This is a genomic window from Streptomyces sp. NPDC001709 (genome assembly GCF_053596375.1).
Window position 1 is genome coordinate 45,284 of the sequence record NZ_JBSFGB010000007.1, and the last position, 21,947, is coordinate 67,230.

Genomic DNA, 21,947 nt, shown 5'->3' on the forward strand with positions numbered 1-21,947 from the left:
TTCAGGGGCGCAGGATCCGGCATCCCACCAAGCCGGTACGCCCCGACTGCGCGTCGATGTGGCACAGCAGTTGGGCCAGGTGCTCCAGCCAGCGGGCATGCGTGAGAGGTCCCGCCGGCACGGCCTCGAAACCCAGCGCCTCCACCCAGGCGCAGACCAGTCGCTGCGCCGACGGATCGTCCACGGCAACGGGTACGCTCGGCCGGCGCCACTCCCCCGAGGGCACCGGCCCAAGCCGTCCGAGGGCCTTGGCCGAGACCGTGTTCAGCGCCTTCGCCACGCGCGTCCGGGGCAGGCGGCGGGCCAGCAGCTCCGCCTCACTCGGCCCCCAGGGCCCGCGCGGTGCGGGCATGTCACGCTTGGGCATCACGGGGTTGGACAGCTCCAGCACCACCTTGCCGGCCAGGACCGGTTCCAACTGCTCCGCCAGCTGCCGCAGCGGTTCGCCCGGCGGCACCGCGAGCACCACCAGCTCGGCCGCCGCCGCGGCTTTTCCGGGCGCCAGCTGCACCACCTCCGGCGGCACACCGGGCCGTCTGCGGTGGTGCTCGCGCACCCCGGCCAGCACCTGAAGGCCCTGCCGCAGCGCGGCGCGCAGCAGAGCGGACCCCATGCGTCCGCACCCCACCACGGCGGTGCAGGCGGGCAGCGGCGAGGCCGCGGAGACGGCGCGACCGGGGCGGGCGTCCGGTTCAGACACTCCGGGCCACCGCCAGGACGGGTTCCCGCTCGACGGGTTCCCGCTCGTAGGGGCGCAGCGCCTCGGCGAACTCCTCGGGCACGTCGATCGGCTCCATCCCCTCGGCGGTGCGCCGCATGCAGGCGATGGTCTGTTCTCCCCGAGCCACCAGCTGAGCCGTCCCGCCCTGCACCCGGTAGTAGTCGAAGACCATGGTGACCTGGTTCGACTCGCGTGCGCCGAGCGACATCCGCACCTCCACCTCCTCGGCGGCGTACAGCTCGGCGAGGAAGTCACAGCGGCTGGAGACGGTGACCATGGCGAAGTCCTCGCGCAGGGCCCGGAGCACTCCCGGTGCCCGCTCGGCCAGGAAGCGCTCGCGGCAATGCCCCTGCCACAGGAAGTAGTTACTGAAGTACACGTTCCCAACGAGGTTCGTCTCTTCCAGCATCACCAGATGCCGGTGGTTGTACGTCGTGCGCTGCCACATGTCTGCCTCCCGCTCCTGTCATGACGGCCACGGCGATCACCGGGCCCGACACTTCGCCGGTGCCCGGCCCACCGCCGACGTACGGATCCGGATCCGGTTCCGGCACGCCCTCGGGCGCCAGCCGATCCGGCAGCACCGCGGTCGCGATGAGCGAACGCCCGCTGCGGAAGCGGACCCAGCCGTCCTCGAAGACCCCGTCCACGGTCACCGGCGCGGTGGGGCCGCACCCCGCCTTGCTGCCGCACTCGGCCACCGTCCACAGCCTTGCCGCGATGGCGTGGTCCGGTTCGTCCAGCGCCAGGCGCAACTTCCTCCACAGGCCCTCGTACGGGGCGCCGAGCGCCGAGCGCACCCCGTCCGCCTCGGCGGGGGCGATCCGCTGCCAGTCCACGGCGACTCCGCCCGGCGCCGTGGCGACCAGGGTCAGCGGACCACAATGGCTGCGCGAGGTGCCGTACGGCGGCCGCACCGGAGGGACGGTGCGTTCCCGCGGTGCGCCCGACTCGATGCCGAGTGTCAGGGCGGGGTCCAGGCCGAGCGCGAGCGCGCCCCGTTCCAGGTGCACCGCGAGCAGCGGTCTGCTCCAGCGCTCCCGGCGCGGCAGCGGGCCCACGTCCAGCAGCCGCAGCCGACGCCAGCGGACCAGGACCCGGCCGCCCTCGTTCACGGCCTCGACGTCCCATTCGTAAGCACCGCCCTCGGACCGGCGCTCCCGGGCATGCACCGTGACGCCACCGTCCGCACCGGCCGAGCCCTGTTCAGTGCCCTCTTCGACGGCCTGGAACTCCTCGCAGCCCACGGGCAGCAGCCGCCGGCCCGGGACACAGGCCTGCAGCGCGTGGATGATCGCGTCATTGCGCCCGGGGCTGCCGAGGAGCAGGCCCTTGGCCAGTCCCTGGGCGAACCAGCCCGCCTCGACGGCCGGGCCCAGCCGGGCTCTGACCTGCCGGGCCCGCAGGGCGTTCAACCGCTCGACCCGCCGGAAGCGGCCGGTGTGGAAGTAGAGCGGCCCGTAGAGGTCGGCGGCCGGGACCTCGGGGTCGTCGCCGGTCACCGGCGGCAGGGACGGCGCGTCGCCCGCCGGCTCCGTATCGCCGTCGCCGTCCGGCAGCGGGAACACGGCGCGGAAGTGGTCCGCCCGGAACGCCGTCTCGTCGCTGCGCAGGGCCACGGTGACGGCGCCGCCCTCGGCGAGCGCGCACAGCCGCAGGGTGCGCGTGCCGTCGGCCGCCGACGTGACGGGCCGGTCGAACGTCACCTCGCGGCAGCGGCGCAGCGGCCGGCCGGCCAGTACGGAGGCGGCCTGGGCCATCGCCTCCAGACCGACGACGGCGGGCAGCACCGGCAGCCCGTCGACGCGATGGTCGCTCAGATACGGGTCGGTGGCCTCGGTCATCGCGTTGTCCACGACGAGTTCCACGCCCGGGTAGTGGACGCGCGGACGCGTCAGGAACCGGGCCGCGGGGCCGAACGCGTCCGCGGGCAGCGGGCGCGGCGGCAGTCCCATGCGCCCGTGCACGGTCACCGCCACGGGCAGGCCCGGAGCGGCGGCCAGCCGCAGCAACAGCTCCAGGCCCCGCTCGGCGGGGATCGGCGTAACGTCGCTGCGGGCCAACTGGTCCAGCACGCCGAGCCGTTCCCCCATGCCCACACCTGCCCACACCGACCAGTCGAGCACCAGGGTGCGACATCCGGGCAGGCCACGGGCCTCGTCCTGGAGCATCTGGCGCAGCCGGCCGTTGGCGAGCGCGTAGTGGCACTCGCCCGCCAGCCCGTAGCGGCCGATCACCGAGCCGAATCCGATCAGCAGACGCAGCCGGCCGCGGTCCACCGCGGCCAGCAGGTGGGCCAGACCCGTTGTCTTCGGTGCCAGGTGCGCTCGTACGTCGCTTTCGGTGAGGTCGTCGAAGCGCTGCGGCCGGTTGATCCCGGCCGCGTGCAGCACAGCGGTGACCGGGCCCAGTGCGCGCTCCACCTCGGCGACCGCGTGCGCGGTGGCGCGCGGGTCGGTGATGTCCGCCCGCTGGTAGCGGACCGTGGCGCCGAGTTCGGCGAGCCGTTCCAGGTTCTGCCGCAGCGCCGCGTCCCGAGCCGGATCGCCGCGGCCGAGCAGGGCGAGCGAGACACCCGTCGTACGGGCGAAGGCGGCGGCTGCCTCGAAGCCCAGGCCCTTGCCGCCGCCGCTGACCAGCAGTACGTCCTCCGGGCCGAGCACCGGTTCAGCTACGGCGTCCGGTTCGGGCAGAGGCGTGGCGACCGGCTCGGCACAGGTGCCGTCCTCGAGCACCACCAGTTCCCGCAGCACCCCGGGCTCGGCCCCCGCGAAGGCTGCGGCGGCCGCCAGGCCCGCCTCGGTCGGCGGGACCCGGAGCAGGGTGATGCCGAGCCGCGGGTGTTCCTGGTGCAGGCTGCCCGCGAAGCCGGACAGGCCCGAACCATGCGTGACCAGGACGAGCCGGCCGCCACCGGCGATGGCCGAGCGGGCCGCGCCGAGGAGCCCGGCGAGCCCTTCCGGCGCCTCCGCGTCGGGAACGTACAGCAGTTCGGCCTGGCCCGCCGGCTCGGCGGCCGCCAACCGGAAGGCACCGGGCGTCGCTCCCCGAGGTGCCGCCACGGTGACCCGGCCCGGGCGGTCGGCGGGGTCCGGGGCGGGCGGCGCTACGGGACGAAGTTCCTCGGTGAAGCAGCGGATCCAGGGCGCGACCCCCGGGGCGATCGCGTCCGGCCCGTCGCCGCTGCCGGCTCCGGGGAGCGCGCGCACCATCTCGATGATCTCGGCGAGCGACGCGTCCGCCATGGTCAGCGGCGCGGCCGGAGGCTCACGGCCCGCCGCGCGGGCGGCCTCGGCGACCAGCTGGGTGACCTTCAGCGACGACAGATGGAGGTCGCTGAGCAGACGCTGGTCCGGCGTGAGCGCCGCCGGATCGAACTCCGTGGCCCGGGCGACCGCGCGCAGCACGATGTCGGCGACATCCTCCTCGGAGGGGTGGACGTCGGGCTCGTCCGGACCGGCGGAAGTGAACGGATGGGCGGGTGCGTGCTGTTCGGAAAGGAGGGAGGCGAACGGCTGTGCGAGCAGGTCCGGTTCCGGGCGTACGGCCGACTCGGCGGACGCGGAAGCGGCCCGCTCGACGGGCACGGAAGCGAACGGCTCGACGGATGCGAACCGTTCGGCAGGCACGGCAGCTGAGGACGGGGCAGCCGGTGAGGTGCCCCGACCGGATGCGGGCCTGGCGCAGGGGTTGCCGATGAACACCCGCTCCCGCCACGGGTCCACGGGGCGGCTCTCGCGGCCCTCGAACAGCGCCTCCGCCGAGGCGAGCGCGCCGCAGGCGAAGAGCGCGGCCGCTGTCTGCGCGCGCGGCCCCGGCCCCGCCGCCCCGACGTCCAGGGACACCGTGGGCACGCCGCTGGGGGCGGCGAGCGCGGCCAGGGCGCGGCCGGGACCGGTCTCGCAGAACAGGTCCGTCCGGTCGGCGACCGCGCGGACCGCATCCCAGAACCGCACCGGCGCCGTCATCTGCGCACACAGCAGTTCCTGCAGCTCCGCTTCCCCGGCGCGGAACACGCCGCCCGTCACACCGGAGAGCAGTGTGCGGCGGGGTGGCGCGCATCCGGTGGCGCGGACCAGGGGGGCGAACTTCTGAGCCGCGGCGGCGACGGCGGGCGAGTGGAAGGCGTGCGCGACGGGCAGCGGCTGTGCGTCGATCCCGCGCTCGGCCGCGCGCCGGGCCAGCCCGGCCAGTTCGTCGGCGGGCCCGGCGACGACGTGGGCCAGCGGCCCGTTGTACGCGGCGACCACCAGCGAGGTGCCCCGGCACAGCTCCTCGGCGGCAGCGGCGTCGACGGTGAGCGCCAGCATCCCCGTACCGGGAGCGCAGAGTTCGGCCATCGTCCGGCCGCGCCGGTCGACCAGCTCCAGGCTCTCCCCCGCGCCCAGACAGCCCGCCCAGACGAGCGCGGCGTACTCGCCCAGGCTGTGCCCGAGCGCCGCCTCGGCCCGCACGCCCAGCTTCTGAAGCCACCTCAGGCCCGTGAGCGAGGCCCGGTGGACGACCGACTGGGCGGCGGCCGTGTCGGCGACCGGGCCGGGTTCGTGGGCGAGGGGTGGGTGGAATCCGTCGGCGGGGTGAAACCCGCTCGCCCCGTCCTCGGCCAGGTCGGCGCCGATCGCACCCGGGCCGGCGGGCAGCGGGGCCCCCTGGCCCGGGAACAGCAGGGTGACCCGGCCCGGGCAGGCGTTCCCGGCCCACACGCCGGGACGCCGGGCGAGCGTGCCCGGCGGGGCCTCGGCGAGGGCGGCCGCGGCGGCCTCGGCGCGCTGGGCGAGTTGCTCGGGGGAAGCCGCGATCAGGGCGGCCCGGACCGGGCCGGGGTGGGGTGCGCGGCCCCAGGCGCATGCGAGGTCGTGGAGTTCGGCGTCGCACAGCCGCGGGGCGAGCCGTGCCAGGCGTCGCAGCCGGTCCGACAGCTCCTCGGGGCTGTCCGAGCTGAGCAGGATCAGCTCCTGCTCCGGGTCGGCCCGGCGGGCGCGGGGCACGGCGGCGAGGGCGGTGGCCCGCGGCCCCGGGTGCCGGGGCTCGCTCAGCACCACATGGGTGTTGATGCCGCCGAACCCGAAGGCGCTCACCCCGGCGACGCGCGGCCCGGGCGGCCACTCCGCCGCGTCGGCAAGGATCCGCAGCACCGCGCCCTCGCCGGTGAGTTCGTCCCGTGGGCTGTCGCACCCCGTGGTCGGCGGCAGCACTGCGCCGTGCACGCTCAGACACGCCTTGATCAGCCCGGCCAGTCCGGCCGCGGCCTTGGTGTGGCCGATATTGGCCTTGATCGATCCGAGCGCGGCCGGCCGCGGGGACCCGGCGCGCAGGGCGCGCAGCGCCTGCAGCTCGATCGCGTCGCCCACGGCCGTACCGGTTCCGTGCCCCTCCAGCAGCCCCGTGGCGGCCGGGTCGAGACCCGCGTGGGCGTAGGCCCGGCGCAGCGCCAGGAGCTGGCCCCGTTGATCGGGGCGGGTGATGCCGCCCGCGCCGTCCGAGGAGATCCCCCAGCCCCGGATCTCGGCGTAGACGGGCATCCCCGCGGCGGCCGCGTCCCGGGCGCGCATCAGGGCGACGACCCCGCATCCCTCGCCGGGCAGGAAGCCGGTGGCCTCCTTGTCGTAGATCCGCATCCGGTCCTCGGCCAGCGCGCCGAGCCGCGAGAACCCGACGAGTTCGAACGGGTCGAGGCTGATGTCCACGCCTCCGGCCAGCACCAGGTCGGCGCTGCCCTCGCGCAGCCGCCCGCAGGCCGTGGTCACGGCGAGCAGCGAGGAGGCGCAGGCACCGTCCACGGTGAATCCGCCGCCGTGGAAGTCGAACTGGTTGCAGATCCGGCCCGCGATGGTGTTGGCGAGGCCGCCGGCCAGGAACTCGTCGTCGGGTGCGGGGAACGGCTCCAGGTAGCGCTCCGCGGTCCGGGCGAGCACCTTCTGGCGCTGTGTCCCGGTAAAACCCTCCTCGGACAGGACGGCGTCGAGCACGGCCCGCACATACGGCCAGCGCAGCCGCATGGTGCGGGCGCGAGTGACCTCGCCGGTGAGGGTGTTGCCGATGACCACCGCGACCCGGTCCCGGTCGAGGCCGGCGCCGCCGGGGACCCCGGCGTCCTCCAGCGCGCGAGCCGCGGTCTCCAGCGCGAGCCAGTGGGCGGGATCCGTGGCGCGGTGCACCGCGCCGGGGACGCGGAAGGCACCCCGGTCGAAGCGCCAGCCCTCCAGCAGGGCGGCCCTGGTCCCGTAGATGCCGTCCGGGTCGCGGCGCGTCGGGTCGGCGTAGTCCTCGACGGCGAGGCGCTCCGCGGGCAGCCGCCGGAACGCGCGCCGCCGGCGCATGACGAGGTCCCACAGCTGTGCGGGGTCGTCGGCATCGGGGTAGCGGCAGGCCATCCCCACTACGGCGATGCCGTCGTGGGATGCCTCGCCGGCCTTCTCGTACGGGGACAACGGCGACTCTCCTCAAGCCACTCAGGACGCGTCGGCGACCGCGGCGCCGGCGCCGGAAGCGGCCGTGGCACGGGCGTTCTGGGCGTCGGCCTGTCCGGCTTCCTGGCGCGGGGCCGGGATACCGCTGGCGCCGCGCGCCGAGAGGAAGGCCAGCAGTGCCGCGCGCAGCACGCAGGCGATGACCAGGGCGAAGAACAGGCCGAAGACGACGTGCAGTTGCACGAGCACGCCGTACGCCGCGGCGATGGTCGCGCCGAAGACGACCTGGTTGCGTGGACGCCACGGCGAGGTGCCCGGATCGGTGATCATGTAGTTGGTGAACAGCACGAAGGCCGTACCGGTCATCGGCAGCAGGGCACTGACGGTGGAGATGTCGGTGAGCGCGCCGCGGAGCAGCGCCTGCGCCACGAAGCCGCCCGCCCAGCCGAGGATCAGCGGCACTTTGCCGGTCAGCTTGCCGTTCAGCAGGGTGCCGAGAGCCAGCACCACCATCGGCGGGACCGCACCCCACCAGCCGTTCAGCCACTCGGTGAACTCGTACGGTGGTGCGATGCCCACCCACGGGAACAACAGCAGGACCGTGACGATGCCGAAGTTGCTGGGGTTGAGGACGTGCCGGGCCTTGCCCATCATCCGTACCCGGAACAGGTACTTGCCGGACACACCGACGATCGCGGCCAGCAGCGTGGGCCAGATGCGGCTGTTGGCGTACAGCAGCATCGCGCAGGCCAGGCCCCCGATGTAGGCGGGCAGCAGGAAGTCGACCGCTTCGCCGAGAGGCCGCCGGTACCGGGCCGGGCGCCGTAGGCCCCATGCCTCGACCGTTTCCAGGAGCAGTTCGGTGAGCACCGCGGCCAGGACGGAGAACAGCGGTGTGGCATAGGCCTGTTCGAAGCCCAGGACGGTGTGACCGAGCACGGTGGCGGCCGTGATGGACATCGCGAAGCGGCGCAGCGCCTTGCTGCGTCGGCACGGGGCGCAGGGCTTACCGGTGTCGACGGCGCAGGTGTGGTCGGTCGTCATGCGGGAACCTCCGCGATGGTTCCGTCGGCTGCCAGCACGAGGGTGTGCCAGCCCGGTGGGAGGGTTGCGGTGCGCTCGTGCCGTACTCCGTGGAGGTCTCGCCAGGAGAGGTCCACGCGCATCGGGCGGGCCGGGTGCTCTCCGCCCAGGCCGAAGTGCAGGTCCGGAGCGGCGACTCCGCCGTGCCCGTTGGCGGGGTAGAGCTGCTGCTCGGTCACCTTCCCGTCGGGCAGGTGCAGCCGGGCGACGGCGCCGATGGCCGGGGTGGTGGCGTGCCGTGAGCCGGTGGGCAGCCGCAGGTGCAGCCCGAGGAAGGGGGCCGCCTTGGACTGGTTCCGGTAGAGCACCGACTGTCCCCACTGATTGGCCGCGATGAAGTCGAGCCGTCCGTCACCGGTGACGTCACCAACGGCGAATCCCCGGGTGACGGCGGTGGACGCGACCCCGGCTTCCCTGGCCAGGTTCACATAGCGGCCCCGGGGTGTCCGGACGAAGAAGGTGTTCGGGTCGTGGCCGGAGAGATCGTCCCCCGGTTCCACGTTGGGCCAGAGTTCGGGGTGCCGCAGGATCAGGTCGTTGGACATCGCCGCCTCCTGCAGCTGCGCCCAGCGATCGGTCCTGCCCGCCAGGAATCCGGTGGCGTGCATCACCTGGGGGTAGCCCGAGTTGTCGAAGTCGGCCGCGACGAGGTCCCACGTCCAGCCGGAGCGGGACAGCCCCATGCCCTCGCTGTGGTCGTCGTAGGGGGCCTCGCCGCGGTGGAGCAGGGCGCCCAGCCGGTCGCGGGGCACCGTGGGCCGGAAGACGAAGTTGCTCTCCTGGAGTGCGTAGGGCTCGGTGATGTTGCCCACCAGGATGGACTGGGTTCCGCTGCGGTCCAGGTCGGCGAAGGCGACGCCCATGCCCTTGAACGAGCCGTTGCCCAGCTGCTTGGACTTCGGGGTGGTGAAGTGGCGGGTTCCCGTGGCCAGACGGAACGTGGGGGCGCCGGGCCTGGACTCGTTGATCAGCAGCCGGCCTCGGCCGAAGTCGTTCGCCTGGTAGAGGTCCGGCAGTCCGTCGCCGTCCAGGTCCTGGGCGCCGAGAGCCAGCGTCCAGCCGGTCGGGGGCTTCGGCCCGAAGGCGCCCTGCACCTCCGCGAAGCGGGCATCGGGCTTCCGGCCGGAACGGCCGCCGGTGAAGCGGAAGTAGCGCAGTGTGCCGCCGTTCAGCGCGTGGGACATCGACGACGGCATCTGGAGTTCGGGCTGCCTGGCGGTGGGGTCCAGTACCCGGGCCCCGTCCTTGAAGTAGTTGCCCACGACGAGGTCGAGGTGCCCGTTGCCCTCGAAGTCGCCCAGGGTCATCGCGTTGGTGTTCCACACCGGGTGGCCGGGGACCAGTTCCCGCGGCACGAAGTCGGCCCGGGAGGGAGCGGCGCCGGACCCGCGCAGGAAGAGCACGGGCGAGCGGCCCCAGTAGTAGACCACCAGGTCCTGCCGGCCGTCCTGGTTCAGGTCGGCCGGCATGCAGCCCATCGGGGCCGCGTACGACGGCATGTACAGGCCCTTCGCCGCAAGGGTGAAGGGACGATAGCGCTTCCCGGTACCGGGCGCCGGCTCGACGGTGACCGTGTCCGTGCGCGGGTCGACCAGGCACACGTCGTGCGCGACCGTCCCGCCGTCGGCGGCGAACAGCCCGGCGCCGGCGCCGACCGAGGAGATCCACGACCGGATGTGGTGGAAGGCCGGCGCCACCGGCCGCAGCCGCCGCTCGCCCGGCCGGTCGGGGTCGTTCAGCGCGTGTGCGGTGAAGTGAAAGGGTGCCGCCGCAGCCGCCCGGTCGGCCGCGGACACCGTGTCCGGCAGGGCCAGCCCGAAGGCCGTGAGACAACAGCACAGCGCCACGGCCTTGGCGGCATGCGCTCTCGCATGACAGGCGAGCGAGTTCATCGGCTCCTCCGAGAGCGGGGCGCGGACACGGCGGCCTCGGTGGTCCGGGAGTCCTGGGCAGGGCGCTGCGTGGGGGCATCGGTCGGACCGGAACCGTGGTGGGCCGCCCACAGCCGCCTGATCCCGGCCCGCCACTCCTCGTAGTGCCGTCCCGTGCGGGGGTCGGGGCCCAGGTCGGCGAGTGCGGTGTCGGTCCAGTCGGCCGCGGTCTTCGCCGGCACCCCGGCCAGAGCCAGAACCCCACGGTCGCAGTGCTCGGGCAGGGGGGTACGGGCGCGCAGCCGGGCCGCGGCGGCGAAGGCGGCACCCTGGGCCAGGTGGGCCCTGCAGTCGCCCGCCGCCTCGACCAGCGCGCACAGTTCGTCCTGGTCCGCACCCCCTGCGTACACGGCCGCGAGGCCGATGCCGCTCCACAGATCCGCCCGCCGCCACGCGGGGAACCCGGCCACCCGCAGGCCCAGCGCCTCGGGGTCCGCGCATTCGTGGAACCACAGGCACCGCCCGAGCCCCTGATCCCGCACGGCACGCTGCCACGGGTCGAGGCCCCGCTCCGACCGCTGCCCCGCCACGACCCGGTCCGAGTCGAAGAACCCCTGGTAGAAGCCGAATCCGTCCCAGGCGAGCCAGCGCAGCAAGGGGTCACCGGCGCGGAGTCCGCGCCAGGGGCGCAGGCGCATTTTGCCGAAGGCCCAGCCGGCACCCACATGGATCAGATGCGGATAGTCGACGCCCGGTCCCTCAAGAAATTCCCGCAGTCTGCGCCCCCGGGACAGGGTGAGCAGATCGAGCAGCGCGCAGCCCATGCCCGCACCCTCGAAGGCGAACCCTCGGAGTTCTTCGGGGACACCGTCGAGTGCCGCGCCGAGCGCATCCGTATTGTGCGCATCCACCGAGTGGTTGAAGCCCTCGAGAAAGGCTCTTCCGGAATCCTCCAACCGCTGCCGGGACGGACCCGAGCGAAGCCTGAATCGGCGCGCCCCGAAATCAACTTGCCGCATGTCCTGCCGCAGCAACCGGGGAACCAAGAACGGCACTATTATTTCCCCTCCAGCACGTCATCTATTGCGACTAATAGCCTCGGGGCAACTTGGCGCCGCCTTGATCCGCTGAAAGAGTGCATCTGACCGGCCCTGCATCCAACAGGTGAACCACACCCGACGGCCACTGATCAAACGGGTAGGACTCCGGAAAAGGTGACAATAACCATGCCGTCACGCCGCAGGAATGATGAGTCCACACCAGCCGAAGAAGGTCGCAATGCTGGAAAACCGTCTGCTCGAAATCATTATTATCGCCCTGGTCGTCATGGTTCTGTTCGGAGCGAAGCGGCTCCCGGACACCGCGCGCTCGCTGGGAAAGTCGCTGCGCATCCTCAAAGCCGAGACCCGAGCCGGCCGCGAAGAGGCGGAGCGGGAGGCGTCGTCCGCGTCGTCCACGCCGACCGAGCCACCCGCGCTCACGAGGGCGGGGACACCCCCGCAGCCGCACATCGTCGTCGCGGAGGCCACCGGGAAGGGGCGGGAAGCGCTCCACGACTGACACGCGCCCCGGGCCACGTGACGCAGGGCGATCGCACACGGTATCCGGCCATTGACGCGTGGTAGCCACCTTGTCACAGTGTTTCCCGGTGTTTCCCGGCACCGGTTCCGAGAGGTGGGGATCCATGGGACATCGCGTCGACTTCGCTCGACCGGGCTGGTTCCGGTGCGGCGCCCTCCTGTGCCTCGCGGGCACGCTGGGCCACCTGCCGATGTACGGGCACCTCGCCCGCCCGCCGGGGCATCCGGCCTCCATGGCGGGCAGCGACTCGACCCCGCTCATGGTGATCAGCATGACGCTGGTCCTGGCCGGGGTGGCGGCGTGCGCCTACGGAATCGTCGGCCCCCGCCGGACGACCGGCGACGACGGGCAGGGACCGCTCCGGGCGAGTTTCACCGACGATGTGCCGCTGACACGAGCACACTGCGCGCTGGCGGTGGTGATGACGCTCGCCGTGGCCATCGACGTCATGAAGCCCATGACGCTGAGTTTCGTCGTACCGGGAGTGGCCAAGGAATACGGGTTGCGTTCGGCGGTCCATCCGCACGGCGGCCTGCCCGTCGCACTGCTGCCGCTCTCCGGAATCGGCGGAACCGTCATCGGCTCCTTCCTGTGGGGCGGATTCGGCGACCGCATCGGCCGCCGCCCCGCCATCCTGCTGGCCAGTGTCGTCTTTCTCGCGACCTCCGTCTGCGGAGCCATGCCGCTGTTCTGGATGAACATCCTCATGTGCTTCCTGATGGGGATGAGCGCGGGCGGCATGCTCCCGCTCACCTTCACCCTGCTGACCGAGACCGTACCGACCCGGCAGCGCGGCTGGATCGTCGTCCTGATCGGCGGCGTCGGAACCGCCGGCGGCTATGTGCTGACCAGCTGGGCGGCCTCACTGCTCGTGCCACACTTCGGCTGGCGCGTGCTGTGGCTGCTCGGACTGCCCACGGGCGTCGTCCTGCTGCTGCTCAACCGCTGGATCCCGGAGTCCGCGCGCTTTCTCGTGGCCTGTGGGCGGCGCGCCGACGCCGAGGCCGTGCTGGCACGCTACGGCGCCCGGTTGACCTTCGTCCCGCCGCCTCTCGCGAACGTCCCCGCGGCCGCGCCCCGCGCCGGCTATCTGAGGCTCCTGCTGGCGCCCTACACCAGAGTCGGCCTCCCCCTGGTGGTGCTCGCCCTCGGGATCGGCCTGGTGACCTACGGCTTCCAGTTGTGGATCCCCACCGACCTGCAGCGCCTGGGCTTCACCGAACTGACCGCGGACACCACCCTGCGGGACGCGGCCCTGCTGGGACTGCCCTTCAACCTCGCGATCGCCTGGCTGTACGGACGGTGGAGCAGCAAGGGCACACTCGTCCTCCTGGGCGCCTGCACCGCGGCCGCCATGGCGGCATTGGCAGCGGTGGGCGACCGGATCGCCGTGCACCCACTGCCGCTGCACCTGCTGCTCGCCGTCCCCATCTGGTCGGCCGGCTCGGCCGTCGCCGTCCTCGGTGCCTATACGGCGGAGGTGTATCCGACGGCGGTTCGCTCGCAGGCTTCCGGACTCACGGCCGCGGTCACCAAGGTCGGCGGCGTGCTGATGATCGCTGTGGCCGTGGCGGCCGTGGCTCCGCCGTCTCTCCGTACCACCGCGCTGCTCGGCGCGGTGCCGCTCGCCCTCGCCACCGTCGCGGTCATCCTCTCGGGAGTGGACACCCGTGCACGGTCCCTGGAAGAGATCTCCACCAGGCCCCTGAAAGGCAGCGCATCCGCGACCACCTCGGCATGACGGCCGCCCCACGTAGGTGTGTCCGCATCGAGGCCTGATGGGTAGACACGGCCTGGACGCCAACTCGCTTTGGACTCGGCCGGATCGGCAAAGGCTCAACGCTCATCGCTCATCGCTCAACGGGGAGGATTTTGCCATGGGACGAACAGGCTTATGCCCAAGAGTGCTCATAGTCGGTGCCGGCCTGGGCGGCACCGCCACGGCGATCCGGCTGCTGCGCTTCGCGCGCAGGCCGCTTGAGATCGTCTTGCTCGAACGGCGTTCCGCATACCGGTCCGCGGGCGTCGCGTACCACCGGGACGGTAACCCCTGGGATCATGTGTTCAACATCCAGGCGGGCCGGATGTCGGTGTTCCGGGAGGACGTCCACGACTTCGTCCGCTGGGCCAACGTCGAGGCCGACCGCCGGGACTGGCCCGCGCCCTGGGCCGCGTTCGAGTTCGTCGAGCAGGGCCCGGCGCCCCGGCGGATCTTCCAGGACTACCTGGTCGATCGGCTGGTCGAAGCCCGGCGGGAAGCCTGTCCCGGCGTCGTGCTCGTCGAAGCGGACGGCGAGGCGATCGACATGGAAGTGCTCCCCTCGGGAGTCGAGGTGACGGTACGGCAGTCGTCCGCGCCGCACTGCGACGGCGTCCAGGTCGGGCAGGGCCCGGAACCGACTGTGATCTTCGCCGAGCACGTTGTTCTCGCGACCGGCCTCGAACTCAGGGAGCCGCCTTTCGCCAACGAGGTTCTCGCGCATGCGTCCTTCGTACGGAACCCGTTCTCCGCGGCAGGCGTCCGGAAGCTCAAGGCACTGCCACCCGGGGCGACCGTCGCGATCGTCGGTTCCACGTTGAGCGCGTACGACTCGGCGGGCCTCCTGCTGCGCCAGGGCCACGTCGGGAGGATCCATCTCATCTCCAAGACCGGCACGATGTTCCGGACGTACCCTCGTGGCCACGAGCACGAAGTGTTCGAACTGCCCTGTCCGACTTCACTGTTGGAGCCGTACGGGAATCGTGAGGAGTTCCTCGCCCGGGTTCGGGCCGAGTGGGAGACGGCGTGTTCGACGGTCGTCCGGGACCATCCCGAAGTCGCCCCGGCGGTGGTCGCGGAGCGGGTGGCCAAGGCGTGGGAGCCGTATCTCCCCGAGGCCATCGAACGGATTCCCTCGGCAGAACTGCGGCGCTTGTTGGACGAGTTCAGCACCGCGATAGCGGCGTTCCGGGTCGGCGCGGTGGAGTACACGATGGCGATCATCGAGCACGCGATGCACCCGGCGGACGGATCGGTGAAGTTGGTCGTCGGCAATGTGGAGGGGATCACGCCGACGGAGTCCGGGCGACTCGTCGTCTCGGTCGCGTCCCCGGAAGAGAAAGTCACCATCGAGGCCGATCTGGTGGTCTCCAACTTCGGCAGGGAGTGGGACTACACCAGGGTCGGCCAGTCGCTCTGGGGGAATCTCCTCCGAAAGGGGATCGCGGTGCCCCATGAACGCACCGGACGCGGCTTGGAAGTCGACGAACAGGGGGCGCTGCTGAGATCCGACGGGGAGCCGGCCGGACCGATCTCGGCGGTCGGCGTACTACGGGAGGGCGACGAGATCGTGCGGAACGGGCGGACGGGCGCATTCGCCTTCAATCTCGCCGCCATAAAGAACCAGTCAATCGTGGTCGCCGCGCGCGTGATCGAGCAACTGGAGTCGCATGAGGATGGTCCGGCTCACATCCATTCTCAATTCCGGAGCCTTGTCAGCAAGAGGGAAGGAGCAGTCCGGACCGGATTCGAGGAGGCTGTGCTCTTGGAGGTGAGGAGGCTGGCCACGCGTACCCGAAAGGAGCGGGAGCTGCTCGATTCCCGGTTGGACGCCTGCATCCGGTCCTTGGACGACCTTCCGGCCCTTCCACTGGGTGCTTCTGCGCGCGGCCGTCTGACCAGGGCGGTCGTCAACCGGGCCGCCGTCGAACGGCTCGTCGACGTCTCCGTGACGCCACAGCAGCTGCGTCGACAATTGGGGATAGCGAACACCGAAGGAATGAAGGATTATGCGAAGCCGGACCGATAGCCTCTGGTGAATGCGGATCTTGCACCTGTCGGACATCCACCTCGATCGCGTTGACGCACCGAACAAACACGGCGTCAACGCCACTCGGTCCCTGCGTCGGATAATTGCTGATCTGCGGCATCTGACGGCTGTCGACGCCGTCGTCGTCAGCGGCGACATCGCCGACGACGGCTCCGTGGACGCATATGTCGCTGCCCGCGACATCCTGCGTGAATTCACGGCGGCGCGGAATGTCCCGGTGATCTGCAGCACCGGCAACCACGACGAACGCCAAGCGTTCACCAAGGTACTCGGCAGCGGCCACCTCGACCCGGATGGCAGCGACCGGGCCCATGCCCTCGTGCCGTCCACCGAGACCGAACGGGCCGCCGTGAGCCTGGTCGACGGCTACCGGTTCATCACGCTCGACTCACTCGTGCCCGACAAGGGGTACGGACACCTCAGCCGTACCCAGATCGACTGGCTCACCGACGTCTTGCGCACGCCGGCGCCCCACGGCACCGTCCTGGTCTTCCATCACCCGCCGATCACCCTCGACGTGGAAGTGCAGGAGGCCCTGGGCCTGCAGAACCCCGCCGAGCTGGCCGACGGGATCCGCGACAGCGACGTCCGCCTCATCCTGTGCGGCCACTTCCACCTGCAGGTCTTCGGCTTTCTGGAGGCGACACCCGTCTGGGTCACCCCAGGCGTCGTCAGCCGCGTCGACCTCACCGCCGCCCCGGGCACCAAACGGGCCGTGCGCGGAGCCTCCGCCACCCTGGTCCAGCTCGATACGGCGCACGGCCCGCTGTTCCACACCCTCCACGCCCGCGACCCGCAGGCCGGCGAGACCGTCTACGAACTCGACGAACAGAAGCTCCGCTCCGTCATCGACACATTCGGCCCCGGAGCCTGACCCCGCAGCATTTCCGGGGCAAAGCCGCAGGTGGCGGCAGACGAGTCGGGCTGTACGCCGGGTTCTGTTCCCCGGTGTCCTCGCGGGCGCCGGGGCGACGGCCATCCATCTAGGGCCGGTGTTGCCACCGGCCTCGTGCGGTCTACCCGCGGACTCGGGCGGGCAGCCCTCGAACGTCCGCGCAGGGACGCCTCTTCTTTCGAGGAGGCGGCCCCTCTTGACCTTGCTCCGGGTGGGGTTTACCTAGCTGCCCAGGTCGCCCTGGGCACTGGTGGTCTCTTACACCACCGTTTCACCCTTACCAGGGGCCAAAGCCCCGGGCGGTCTGCTTTCTGTGGCACTGTCCCGCGGGTCACCCCGGGTGGCCGTTAGCCACCACCCTGCCCTGTGGAGCCCGGACGTTCCTCGGGAAGCCCCCTAGGGGGACTCCACGCGGCCGTCCGCCCGGCTCGTCTGCCGTGTGGACCATGGTACCGGGCGCCGGGACCTGTGCGGGCCCGCGGCCGTGGCCAGGACCGAGCCCGCCAGGATGAGGGCGAAGGCCACCAGGACCGTGGGCGTCAGCCGCTCGTTCAGGAAGACCGCGCCCGCCGCCACCGCGACCGCCGGGTTGACGTAGGTGATCACCGTCGCCCGGGTCGGGCCCGCCTCCTTGATCAGCTCCAGGAACGCCACGAAGGCCACCGCCGTGCAGAGCACGCCCAGGCCGGCCAGGGCCGCCAGGGCGGAGGAGGAAGGGATGGACGACGGGCGCACCGCGATCGCCACCGGGGCGTAGACCACGGCCGCCAGGGTCAGACAGGCCGCCGTCAGGTGCAGGGAGGGGACGTCCTTCATGCGGCGCGCGGCGATCAGGGGGGCGGTCGCATAGCCCACGACCGTCACCAGCACCTCGACGAGGGAGCGGGCGTCGCCGCCGGTCAGGTGGGGCAGGGTCAGAACCGTCACGCCGGCCAGGCCCAGGGCGAGGCCGGCCAGCCGGCGGGCTCCCAGGTGTTCGGTGTCGCCGAGGAGCCGGGCCGCGATCACACCCACGATCGGCACCCCGGCGATCAGCAGGCCCGCCGTCGAGCTGGACAGATGCCGTTCGGCATCGGTGAGCGTGAACCAGGGGACGACGATCTCCAGACACGCGAAGGCCAGCATGGGGCGCCAGTGGGTGCGTATGGTCCCGGGCAGCCCGCCCTGGCGCAGCGCGAAGGGGAGCAGCAGGACCGCGCCGAGCGCGCAGCGCGTGAACACGACCACCGGCGGGGACACCTCGTCCACCGCCACCTTGATCATCAGATAGGGGATGCCCCAGATCACTCCCATGAGGGAGAACAGGAACCAGCCTCGTGCAGTCATGCGGTGAGTTTCGGCCAGCCGCTCAGGGCGCGTCTTGAACGCTGTTGCGGTACGCCGCCGGGGTCACCCCTAGCACCCGGCGGAACCAGCGCGTCAGGTGCGCCTGGTCGGCGAAGCCCACCAGACCGGCCACCTCGGCCGGGCGCAGTCCGGCGGCGAGCAGCGCGCGGGCCCGGGTGACCCGGTACTGGGCGAGCCAGGCGTACGGCGGTATGCCCATGGTCGTGCGGAAGGCCCGCAGGAGCTGGTAGCGGGACAGGCCCAGGTCGGCGGCGAGGGAGGAAAGGGTCGGCGGGGCGGTGAGTTCGTCGGCCAGGCGGTCGCGGACGGTCAGCGCGATCGTGCCCGCGCCGGGGACCAGGTCGGGGCAGGGCCTGGCCGTGGAGTGGCGGCGGGCCAGGGCCGTCAGCAGCCACGGCATACGGGACTCCGCCTCCAACGGGTCCGGGCAGACGCTGAGCTCGGTGTGGGCGAGGCGTAGCGCGGCGGCGAGTTCGGGGTCCTGCACGAGCGGTTCACGGAAGTACGGCTGCCCGCCGAGGACACCGTCGGTCAGGAGGGACGGCTCGGCGTACAGGGCGCGGTAGGCGTATCCGTCGGTGGCGTTGCCGGGGCCGCCGGTGTGCATCTCGCCGGGGTCGAGGACGACGATCGTGCCGGGGCCGGTGCGGATGTGGCCGCCCCGGTAGTCGATGACCTCGCTGCCGCCGACACAGACGCCGATCGTGTACTCGTCGTGGGCGTGCGGGGCGTAGGTGTGCCGGCGGAAGTTCGCCGTCAGGAGGTCGAGCGGGGGTCCTTCGTGGCCCAGCCGGGCGCGCGTCCACAGCGCCTGTTCCGCCATCCCGCGCCCCCTTGCCGTACCGAACCCGTCAAGGGTGCAACGCCTTCAGGCCCCGCTTCCATGCCGCGTCCAGGTCGGCGTCCGCGGGAAACCGGCCGTGGATCTCCAGGATGACCATGCCGTGGGCGAAGGCCCAGGTGGCGCGGGCCAGGTCCAGGTCGCCGCCGCAGACGCGCAGCAGCGGCAGGGCGGCCCGGCCCTCCAGGCCGGCGGGGAGTTCGGCGCGGGGCAGGGGGCGTTCGGTGGCCAGGCAGTACAGGTGCGGGTGGGCGAGGGCGTAGGCGCGGTAGGCCTCGGCGAGGGCTTCGAGGGAGCCGGGGGCGCGGATCTCGGCGGCCTCCAGGGCCTCGCCCGACTCCGCGAGCAGCTGCGCGGTCAGCTCCACCTCCACGGCGTGCTTGTCGGGGAAGTGCTTGTAGAGGCTCGGGGCCCTGATGCCGAGGCGGTCGGCGAGGGTGCGCATGGTGAGGGCGGCGGGCCCGGACTCCTCCAGGAGCGCGCGGGCCGCTGCGGCGATCTCCCGCGCCCGGGGGGTGAGTCGGTCGTCAGCCACGCTGGTAACCCTCCTTGGTGCGCAGTCCGTAGCCGAAGGCGCGATCGTACGAGATGTGGGCGAGCCAGCCGCACAGGGCGGCGAAGGCGGGCGGCCAGGCGACCGGCAGGACGGTGTAGGCGGCGAGGAGCGCGAGCGGGACCAGGGCGCGGTGCATCGCGTTGTAGTACGGCACCGCGCGCGGCGCCAGCCGGCCCTTGGCCATGCGGGGCGCGTCGTCCAAGGCGACCAGGAAGGTCAGGTCCGGCAGGACGAGGAAGGCCAGGGCCAGGGTGCCGGCGAGTAGGCCGTGGTTGATGCCCTCCAGCACCGCGAAGGCCGACCAGAACAGGGCGAGCGCCAGCCATGCGGTGCGGCGCAGGACGGTGAGGGTGGAGCGGGGCGTGCGGGTGGTGCCGGCCGTTGCGGTCATGGCTGCTGCCTCCGGTTCCTCGTACGGCATCGTGCCGCGATTCGGGATGGCTAACGCCGTTAGCCACGACTCGACCGTACGGCTAACAGTGTTAGCCGTCAAGGCCCGTGCGCTCCAGCGCCGCGAAGGCCGCCTCCAGTCGCACGCGGTGCTCCCGCGCCACCTCGTCCACCGGATCGCCGGCCGCGAGTCGGCGCGTGGACGCGACGACGACCGTCCGGTACGCCGCCACGACCAGGGCCGCCAGCAGGTCCGGATCGGGCACGGCCGCCTCGGCGAGGGCGGCGGCCAGCGCGCGCTCCACCTCCTCGACACCCTCGCGGGCCCGGGCGCACAGGGCGGGCGAGGCGGCCACGACCCGCCAGAAGGCGGCGAAGGTGTCCCCCACACCGCCCAACGGGTGCCGTTCGTCCAGCAGCCGAAGGGCGAGGCGACGCAGGGCGGCGAGCGGCGACTCACCGGCGGCCCGGTCGCGCACCGCCCCGGCACAGCGGGCGGCGGCCTCCGGGATGCGGTCGAGGAACAGGTCCTCCTTGCGCGGGAAGTAGTTGAAGACCGTCATCGCGGAGACGCCGGCCTGGCGCGCGACCTCGGCGACCGTCACCGCCTCGAAGCCGCGCTCGACGAACAGACCTGTCGCGATGTCCGAGATGCGCTGCCGCGTGGCCAGTTTCTTGCGCTCCCGCAGGGAAAGCACCTCATCCAGTGGCTCGTTCACACAAAAAGTGTAGCCACCCAAAAATTTTAGTGACTACAGTCAGGGTCATGACGACGTTCGATTACGACGTGGTGGTGGCCGGCGCCGGCCCCGTGGGCCTCTTCCTCGGCTGCGAGCTGGGGCTCGGCGGTGCGCGGGTGCTGGTCGTGGAGCGGCTGACCGAGGTGGACGAGACGATCAAGGCGGGCGCGGTCAACATCCCGAGCGCGGTCGCCCTCTACCGGCGCGGGCTGCTGCCCGAGCTGGCGGCGGTGTGGGAGGCGGCGCTGGAACGACTGCGCGCCTTCAAGGGCAATGGCGCGGGCACGGGCAAGCTCCCGCCCAAGTTCGCCGGGCACTTCGCCGGGATCATGCTGGACCCCGACCTCTTCGACGGCTCCGACCCCGCCTGGGCGGACGTCGGCCCCGCCGCCGACAGCGGGCTCGGCGTGCCCCAGGCCGAGCTGGAGCGGATCCTGGCCCGCCGGGCCGCACAGCTAGGTGTGGAGGTACGCCGGGGCGTGGAGCTGACCGGCTTCGACGCCGAAGGGGACGGGGTCGCCGTACACACCGGCGAGGGGACGATCCGGGCCGGCTGGCTGGTCGGCTGTGACGGCGGGCGCAGCACCGTCCGCAAGCTCGCCGGGTTCGACTTCCCGGGCACGGACCCGGAGATCACCGGCTACCAGGCGATCGTGGAGCTGACCGGCACCGAGCGGCTGGGCGTGGGCTGGAACACCACGGATGTGGGGACGTACGTCCACGGGCCGTTCCCCGGCCGGATCCTCAGCGTGGAGTTCGACGGGCCCCCGGCCGACCGTTCCGCGCCCGTCACCGCCGAGGAGCTGCAGGCCAGCCTGCGCCGGGTGTCGGGGGTGCCGGAGGTGACCATCCACAAGGTGCTCAGCGCCACCCGGTTCACCGACAACGCCCGCCAGGCCACGGACTATCGCAAGGGCCGGGTGCTGCTCGCGGGCGACGCGGCGCACGTGCACTCGCCGTTCGGCGGGCAGGGGCTGAACCTCGGCCTCGGGGACGCGATGAACCTGGGCTGGAAGCTGGCCGCCGTCGTACGCGGCACGGCACCCGAGTCCCTGCTGGACACCTACACCGCCGAGCGGCACCCGATCGGCGCCTGGGTGCTCGACTGGACCCGGGCCCAGATCGCGGTGATGCGCCCGGACCGGCACGCCCGCGCCCTGCGCCGAGTGGTGACCGACCTGGCGCTGACCACCACCGGGACGACCTACCTCGTCACGAGGATCTCCGGCGTCTGGCAGCGCTACGATCTGCCCGGCGACCACCCGCTGACCGGTGCCAGCGCACCCGACCTGGTGCTGTCCGACGGCTCCCGGCTCGGCGACCACCTGCACACCGGCCGCGCCCTGCTGCTCGACCTCACCGACGAATCCGCGCTGCGCGCCCGCGCCGAGGGCTACGGCGACCGGCTGGACGTCCGTACGCTCGCCTGCCCGGACCGGCCGGACCTCGGGGCGCTGTTCATACGCCCGGACGGCTTCGTGGCCTGGGCCGCCGACCCGGAAGACGACAAGGCCGCCGAGGACCTGCCGAAGGCCCTGGAACGCTGGCTCGGCACACGGACGGCCACCGCTTGACCCTGCCGCGACGTCAACGTCTGCGCTGCGCTGCTGTAGACGTCCGCCCAATAGCTCCGTCGGCCGGGCTGAGCCACTGGGGGCTCCGCCCCCAGACCCCCGCCTCCCACCCATCCACCCGACTCGGTT

General features: G+C 72.4%; 15 protein-coding genes, 1 other RNA gene and 1 pseudogene. 5 read left to right on the forward strand and 12 right to left on the reverse strand.

The window, feature by feature from the left end; translation table 11 throughout:
• Window position 1: 1 nt before the first annotated feature.
• Genes ACWC0C_RS12785 through ACWC0C_RS12810 form a run of 6 tightly spaced genes read right to left on the reverse strand, consistent with a single transcriptional unit; the run spans window position 2 to window position 11,140 of the window.
• Complete coding sequence (locus ACWC0C_RS12785) at window positions 2–700, reverse strand: NADPH-dependent F420 reductase (protein WP_449200195.1); 699 nt, start codon at window positions 698–700, stop codon at window positions 2–4.
• Entirely contained in the window at window positions 693–1,100 is a 408-nt protein-coding gene (locus tag ACWC0C_RS12790; RefSeq protein WP_449200196.1) for an acyl-CoA thioesterase, read from the reverse strand. Before ACWC0C_RS12790 ends, ACWC0C_RS12785 begins: the two co-directional genes overlap by 8 nt.
• Window positions 1,087–7,152 carry an SDR family NAD(P)-dependent oxidoreductase gene (locus ACWC0C_RS12795; RefSeq protein ID WP_450863714.1) on the reverse strand — a complete coding sequence of 2,022 codons (6,066 nt, stop codon included), beginning with the start codon at window positions 7,150–7,152 and terminating at the stop codon, window positions 1,087–1,089. The genes ACWC0C_RS12790 and ACWC0C_RS12795 overlap by 14 nt, the downstream gene beginning before the upstream one ends.
• A 21-nt stretch (window positions 7,153–7,173) precedes the next feature.
• Window positions 7,174–8,175 (reverse strand): enediyne biosynthesis protein, encoded by a 1,002-nt coding sequence (locus ACWC0C_RS12800; protein WP_450863716.1) that lies wholly within the window; start codon window positions 8,173–8,175, stop codon window positions 7,174–7,176.
• Window positions 8,172–10,106 carry a CRTAC1 family protein gene (locus ACWC0C_RS12805; RefSeq protein WP_450863717.1) on the reverse strand — a complete coding sequence of 645 codons (1,935 nt, stop codon included), beginning with the start codon at window positions 10,104–10,106 and terminating at the stop codon, window positions 8,172–8,174. The genes ACWC0C_RS12800 and ACWC0C_RS12805 overlap by 4 nt, the downstream gene beginning before the upstream one ends.
• Window positions 10,103–11,140 carry a DUF1702 family protein gene (locus ACWC0C_RS12810; RefSeq protein WP_450863718.1) on the reverse strand — a complete coding sequence of 346 codons (1,038 nt, stop codon included), beginning with the start codon at window positions 11,138–11,140 and terminating at the stop codon, window positions 10,103–10,105. Before ACWC0C_RS12810 ends, ACWC0C_RS12805 begins: the two co-directional genes overlap by 4 nt.
• Window positions 11,141–11,363: 223 nt before the next feature.
• On the opposite strand from ACWC0C_RS12810, the gene tatA reads away from it, so the two are divergent.
• From tatA to ACWC0C_RS12830, 4 genes are all read left to right on the forward strand, one after another.
• Window positions 11,364–11,645, forward strand: coding sequence for a Sec-independent protein translocase subunit TatA (tatA, locus tag ACWC0C_RS12815; protein WP_450863719.1), 282 nt, complete (start codon window positions 11,364–11,366; stop codon window positions 11,643–11,645).
• 124 nt (window positions 11,646–11,769) lie between these two features.
• Complete coding sequence (locus ACWC0C_RS12820) at window positions 11,770–13,407, forward strand: MFS transporter (RefSeq protein WP_450863720.1); 1,638 nt, start codon at window positions 11,770–11,772, stop codon at window positions 13,405–13,407.
• A 136-nt stretch (window positions 13,408–13,543) separates the two neighbouring features.
• Window positions 13,544–15,454 carry an FAD/NAD(P)-binding protein gene (locus ACWC0C_RS12825; RefSeq protein WP_450863721.1) on the forward strand — a complete coding sequence of 637 codons (1,911 nt, stop codon included), beginning with the start codon at window positions 13,544–13,546 and terminating at the stop codon, window positions 15,452–15,454.
• Window positions 15,455–15,464: 10 nt separating this feature from the next.
• A complete protein-coding gene (locus tag ACWC0C_RS12830; RefSeq protein ID WP_450863723.1) occupies window positions 15,465–16,349 on the forward strand; it encodes a metallophosphoesterase family protein in 885 nt (294 codons plus the stop codon).
• Window positions 16,350–16,386: 37 nt separating this feature from the next.
• Here ACWC0C_RS12830 and rnpB read toward each other — a convergent pair.
• The 6 genes and pseudogenes from rnpB to ACWC0C_RS12860 form a co-directional block, all read right to left on the reverse strand.
• An RNA gene (rnpB, locus tag ACWC0C_RS12835) (RNase P RNA component class A) lies at window positions 16,387–16,801 on the reverse strand.
• Window positions 16,802–16,916: 115 nt separating this feature from the next.
• Window positions 16,917–17,696, reverse strand: a pseudogene (locus ACWC0C_RS12840) (DMT family transporter); the annotation flags it as partial.
• A 22-nt stretch (window positions 17,697–17,718) separates the two neighbouring features.
• Window positions 17,719–18,540, reverse strand: coding sequence for a helix-turn-helix domain-containing protein (locus tag ACWC0C_RS12845; protein WP_450863724.1), 822 nt, complete (start codon window positions 18,538–18,540; stop codon window positions 17,719–17,721).
• Window positions 18,541–18,568: 28 nt separating this feature from the next.
• Window positions 18,569–19,093 carry a TetR/AcrR family transcriptional regulator gene (locus ACWC0C_RS12850; protein ID WP_450863725.1) on the reverse strand — a complete coding sequence of 175 codons (525 nt, stop codon included), beginning with the start codon at window positions 19,091–19,093 and terminating at the stop codon, window positions 18,569–18,571.
• A complete protein-coding gene (locus tag ACWC0C_RS12855) occupies window positions 19,086–19,505 on the reverse strand; it encodes a DUF4260 family protein (RefSeq protein WP_450863726.1) in 420 nt (139 codons plus the stop codon). Before ACWC0C_RS12855 ends, ACWC0C_RS12850 begins: the two co-directional genes overlap by 8 nt.
• Window positions 19,506–19,596: 91 nt before the next feature.
• Entirely contained in the window at window positions 19,597–20,223 is a 627-nt protein-coding gene (locus ACWC0C_RS12860; RefSeq protein ID WP_450863727.1) for a TetR/AcrR family transcriptional regulator, read from the reverse strand.
• 47 nt (window positions 20,224–20,270) lie between these two features.
• Here ACWC0C_RS12860 and ACWC0C_RS12865 point away from each other — a divergent pair, with 47 nt between their 5' ends.
• A complete protein-coding gene (locus ACWC0C_RS12865; RefSeq protein WP_450863728.1) occupies window positions 20,271–21,818 on the forward strand; it encodes an FAD-dependent monooxygenase in 1,548 nt (515 codons plus the stop codon).
• The last annotated feature ends 129 nt before the right edge of the window (window positions 21,819–21,947 follow it).

Excerpts from the sequence above, each read along its gene's own strand:
- ACWC0C_RS12800 (WP_450863716.1), bottom strand. The coding sequence starts at position 8,175 with ATGACGACCGACCACACCTGCGCCGTCGACACCGGTAAGCCCTGCGCC.
- ACWC0C_RS12805 (WP_450863717.1), bottom strand. The coding sequence starts at position 10,106 with ATGAACTCGCTCGCCTGTCATGCGAGAGCGCATGCCGCCAAGGCCGTG.
- tatA (WP_450863719.1), top strand. The coding sequence starts at position 11,364 with ATGCTGGAAAACCGTCTGCTCGAAATCATTATTATCGCCCTGGTCGTC.
- ACWC0C_RS12820 (WP_450863720.1), top strand. The coding sequence starts at position 11,770 with ATGGGACATCGCGTCGACTTCGCTCGACCGGGCTGGTTCCGGTGCGGC.
- ACWC0C_RS12825 (WP_450863721.1), top strand. The coding sequence starts at position 13,544 with ATGGGACGAACAGGCTTATGCCCAAGAGTGCTCATAGTCGGTGCCGGC.
- ACWC0C_RS12830 (WP_450863723.1), top strand. The coding sequence starts at position 15,465 with ATGCGGATCTTGCACCTGTCGGACATCCACCTCGATCGCGTTGACGCA.
- ACWC0C_RS12845 (WP_450863724.1), bottom strand. The coding sequence starts at position 18,540 with ATGGCGGAACAGGCGCTGTGGACGCGCGCCCGGCTGGGCCACGAAGGA.
- ACWC0C_RS12855 (WP_450863726.1), bottom strand. The coding sequence starts at position 19,505 with ATGACCGCAACGGCCGGCACCACCCGCACGCCCCGCTCCACCCTCACC.
- ACWC0C_RS12865 (WP_450863728.1), top strand. The coding sequence starts at position 20,271 with ATGACGACGTTCGATTACGACGTGGTGGTGGCCGGCGCCGGCCCCGTG.